This window comes from Phenylobacterium sp., assembly GCF_036263695.1.
Taxonomy (GTDB): Bacteria; Pseudomonadota; Alphaproteobacteria; order Caulobacterales; family Caulobacteraceae; genus Phenylobacterium.
Genome location: NZ_DATAGM010000282.1, coordinates 1 through 4,041, shown reverse-complemented (window position 1 = coordinate 4,041; position 4,041 = coordinate 1). Strand labels below are relative to the sequence as shown.

Annotated in this window: 4 protein-coding genes; 3 read left to right on the top strand and 1 reads right to left on the bottom strand. The window is 69.0% G+C overall.

Annotated elements, in window-relative coordinates; translation table 11 throughout:
- The coding region (locus VHK87_RS11390; RefSeq protein WP_329635014.1) for an MFS transporter at positions 1 to 1,111 on the top strand (1,111 nt) is incomplete at its 5' end.
- Positions 1,112 to 1,114: 3 nt separating this feature from the next.
- On the opposite strand, the gene VHK87_RS11385 is transcribed toward VHK87_RS11390, so the two are convergent.
- Entirely contained in the window at positions 1,115 to 2,362 is a 1,248-nt protein-coding gene (locus VHK87_RS11385) for a TetR/AcrR family transcriptional regulator (RefSeq protein WP_329635013.1), read from the bottom strand.
- Positions 2,363 to 2,579: 217 nt separating this feature from the next.
- On the opposite strand from VHK87_RS11385, the gene VHK87_RS11380 reads away from it, so the two are divergent.
- Together VHK87_RS11380 and VHK87_RS11375 are read left to right on the top strand one after the other, a co-directional pair.
- Positions 2,580 to 3,848: an LLM class flavin-dependent oxidoreductase gene (locus VHK87_RS11380; RefSeq protein WP_329635012.1), complete on the top strand. Its 1,269-nt coding sequence runs from the start codon at positions 2,580 to 2,582 to the stop codon at positions 3,846 to 3,848.
- 9 nt (positions 3,849 to 3,857) lie between these two features.
- The coding region (locus VHK87_RS11375; RefSeq protein WP_329635011.1) for an alpha/beta hydrolase at positions 3,858 to 4,041 on the top strand (184 nt) is incomplete at its 3' end.

Genomic DNA, 4,041 nt, shown 5'->3' with positions numbered 1-4,041 from the left:
GGTGCCGAGCTCGGCGCTCGCGCCGGAGCTGGCGCCCGACTACCACGAGCGCACCGGCCTGCTCGGCTACCGGCTGGTGTTCAACGCCATCGGCGCGGCGACCGCCGCCGTCCTCGCCTACGGCTGGTTCCTGCGCTCCACGCCCGATCAGCCGATGGGCCAGCTGAACGCGGCCGGCTACAGCCCCTATGCGATCACCGTGGCGGCGATCACCGTCGTGGTGATCCTGGCCTCCACCGCCGGGACCCACCACACCATCCCGCGCCTGCACATTCCGCCGAAGCGCCGGACCGAGCCCCGCGCGATCGTGCGCGAGTTGACCGCCACCCTGTCGAACCGCAACTTCCTGGTCCTGCTGTGCGCCGGCGCCTTCATCGGCGTGATGCTGGGGATGGTCGGCGGCCTCACCCTCTATTTCAGCACCTACTTCTGGGAGCTGCCCTCCTCCAAGCTGCTGATCCTGATGCTGGCGCCGCTGTTCGCCACGCCGGTCGGGGCGTTGCTGGCGCGGCTGGTCTCGCAGAAGGTGGGCAAGCGGAGCACCGCCATGCTGCTCGGCCTCGGCGGGATCACCGTCAGCCTCTCGCCGATCGTGGCGCGGCTCTTCGGGGTGATGCCGCCGAACGGCTCGGACGCCCTGCTGTGGATCCTGGCGCTGGCGCAGTTCCTGGCGACGGCCGGCATCGCCGGTGCGGCCATCATGCTGACCTCAATGCTGGCTGACACGGTCGAGGAGACCCAGGTGAAGACCGGCCGCCGGGCCGAGGCCCTGCTGCTGTCGGCGGACAGCACGCTGCAGCGGCTGGCCCAGGGGCTGTCGGTGATCATCCCCGGCGTGCTGCTGACCGTTGTCGGCTTCCCGGAGGGCGCCAAGCCCGGGCAGGTGGACCCGCAGATCCTCGACAACCTGGCGCTGGCCTACGTCCCCACGGTCTACATCGCGATCCTGATCGCGGCGGGAGTGCTGTTCCTCTACCGGCTCGACAAGGCCGGCCACGAGAGGAACCTGGCGACGATCCGCGAGGCGGCGGCGCTCACCGAAGCCATCGCCGAGGCCGATCCCCTGCCCGCGCACCTTGGCCCTGTCGGCGTGCAGAGCCGGCCGATCTAGGCCTCAGCCGCCGCGCGGGGCCGGCAGTTCGAAGATGCCCATCAGCAAGGGACGCACGAAAACCGCGGGCGCGGCCTTCTGCTTGACGCCCGGCACCCAGAAGCTGAGCTCGGCGCCGGCGTTCAGGGTGGCGTTCAGCATCTGGGCGGCGATGAACGGGTCCACCGGCCGGATCGAACCCTCCGCGATCCCATCGGAGATCATGCCCGCGAAGCGGTCGGAGACCCGGTTGGACTGCTCCACCATCTTGCCGCGGATGTGCTCGGGCACCGCGCTGAGCGCCGAGGTCCGCAGCAGCGGCCCGTAGTCGGAGAGCTGGTATTCCGCCAGCGTTGCGGCCGCGTCCACCAGCTTGCTCCACTGGTCGCCGGAGCCGGCCATGGCCTTGCGCTGCACCCGCCGCATCACCTCAAAGGTGCGCTCGAAACAGGCCACCACCAGGTCGTCCTTGGCGTCGATGTGGTGGTAGAACGAGCCCTTCGTGACGTTCAGCTCGGCCGAGATCAGCTCCACCGACGCGCCTCGGTAGCCGCGGCTGTTGATCAGCCGGGTGGCGGCCAACAGGAAGGTCTCACGGGAGATCTCCTGGGGATCGGCGCCGGCGATCTCCTCCAGGTCCATGGCCTCCGGCGCCCAGCGAGCCTGCGGCTGGGCCAGCCCGCCTGAGAGGATTCCGGACACCCGCTCGGCGAGCCGGGCGTAATCCTCCGGATCGTACCGGCGCAGCCAGGCCTCGGCCCAGAACAGCTGCTCGAGCAGCATGTGGGTGCGCGCCGTCTTGCGGCCGCGGCTCAACGCGGCGAGCTCGGGGCCGTCGAACACTTGCCGCACCTTGCGGAACACCCGCATGAAGGCCTCGAAGACCTGCGCCTTGCGGGGCGGGTTCAGGGCGCGCAGGTCGTTCAGCACCGGCAGCGGCGGGGCTTCACCCGCCACGCCCTGCCGCAGCCGCTCGAAGTGCAGCGCCAGCAGCTTGCGCAGCCGCGCCTCGGGCGTCGCCTCGGCGCAGGCCGCCTCGGCGATGGCGTAGAGGGTTTCGATGCCGCGCATCAGGCAGGCGGCCGCGAGGTCTTCCTTGCGCTTGAAGTAGTAGGTGACGCTGGTGGTGGAGAGCCCGACCGCCGCCGCGGCGTCGCCGAGCGTCAGCCCGCGCACGCCGGCGCGGTTCAGGATCTGCGTGGCTGCGTCGAGGATGGCCTCACGCTTCTTCTCATAGCGGGGTGTGGAGCGCGCGAGGCTGCGTTCGGCCATAGGTCCTCTTGGTCGCCTTTAGAAACCCGAATGCCATGAGAGGCCTCGGCTGGGGAAGGCTTTTCGAACTTTGGGGATCGCATCCGCCGCGCCGGAAGCAAGAACAGGCGCGGTGGCGCAGCTTCGCGGCGCCCATCGAGGCTTGGCGCGGGTCGGCATTGGGTTATCGTCGTTCACTGAAGGCCGCCCGTCAGAGGCGGGCCGCGAGGAGGCGCCCATGAAGTTCACCTGGTTCAACCTGATGCCGTGGCCCTACCTGCCGGACGACTTCCGGGAAAAGAACCGCAGCGTCTGGGTCAACATCGACCAGCGGCTGTTCGATCCGGCCAAGAGCCACGAGGTGTACAACACCTACATGGACCTCCTCGAATACGCCGCCGACCTCGGCTTCGACGGCATCGGGGTGAACGAGCACCACCAGAATGGCTACGGCATTATGCCGAGCCCGAACATCATCGCCGCGGGCCTCGCGCGTCGCACGAGCGACGCGGCCATCGTGGTGCTGGGCAACTCCATCGCCCTCTACAACCCGCCGGTCCGGGTGGCCGAGGAGTTCGCGATGCTGGACTGCATCAGCGGCGGGCGGCTGGTGGCCGGCTTCCCGGTCGGGACCTCGATGGACACCAACTACTGCTACGGCCAGATCCCGTCGCTGACCCGGGAGAAGTACGCCGAGGCCCACGACCTGATCATCAAGGCCTGGACCACCCGCGAGCCGTTCGCCTTCAACGGCCGGTACAACAAGCTGCGCTACGTCAACATCTGGCCGAGGCCCATCCAGCAGCCGCACCCGCCCGTGCACATCCCCGGCGGCGGCTCGGTGGAGACCTACGACTTCTGCATCGACAACACCTACTCGTACTCATACCTGAGCTTCTCGGGCTACCTGCGCGCCCAGGCGCTGATGAACGGCTACTGGAAGCGGGTGGAGGAGCGCGGCGCGCCCGACAAGAGCCCCTACCGGGCCGGCTTCGCCCAGACGATCTGCGTGGCGGAAACCGACGAGGAGGCCGAGCGGCTCTTTTCCGAGCACGTCAGCTATTTCTACAACCGCTGCCTGCACGTTTATCCCGGCTTCGCCGACGCGCCGGGCTACCGGACCATCAAGACCATCCAGTCCGGGGCGCTGTCGCAATACGCGCCCCAGCGCGGCGGCTACGCCAACCTGACCTGGAAAGACCTGACCGAAGGCGGCCACGTGATCGCCGGCAGCCCGGAAACCGTCCGCCAGCGGATGGAGGAGCTGATCAAGGGCCTGCACGTGGGCAACATCTTCTGCCTGATGCACGTGGGGAACATGCCGGCCGACAAGTGCATGTATTCGACGAAGCTGTTCGCCGAGAAGGTGATGCCCAAGCTGCGGGGCATCTTCCCCGAATACGCCGACGACGACCGGTTCTGGTGCAAGCCGCTGGGCTCACGCGTCACCCCCGGCTCGCTGCCGCCCGCGCCCACCAAGGCGCCGCTCGTGCCGGCCGCGGAATAGGAGGGCAAGATGGAGCTTACGACCGTCCAGACCCGCCATGTCCCGGTCCGCGTGATCACCGGCGGCTCCGGCCCGCCCCTCGTCTACTTGCATGGCGCCGGCGGGGTCACGCCGCAGGACCCGCTGCTCAATGCGCTGGCCGAGCGCCATCAGGTGTTCGCCCCGCTGGTCCCCGGCTACGGCGATTCCGAGG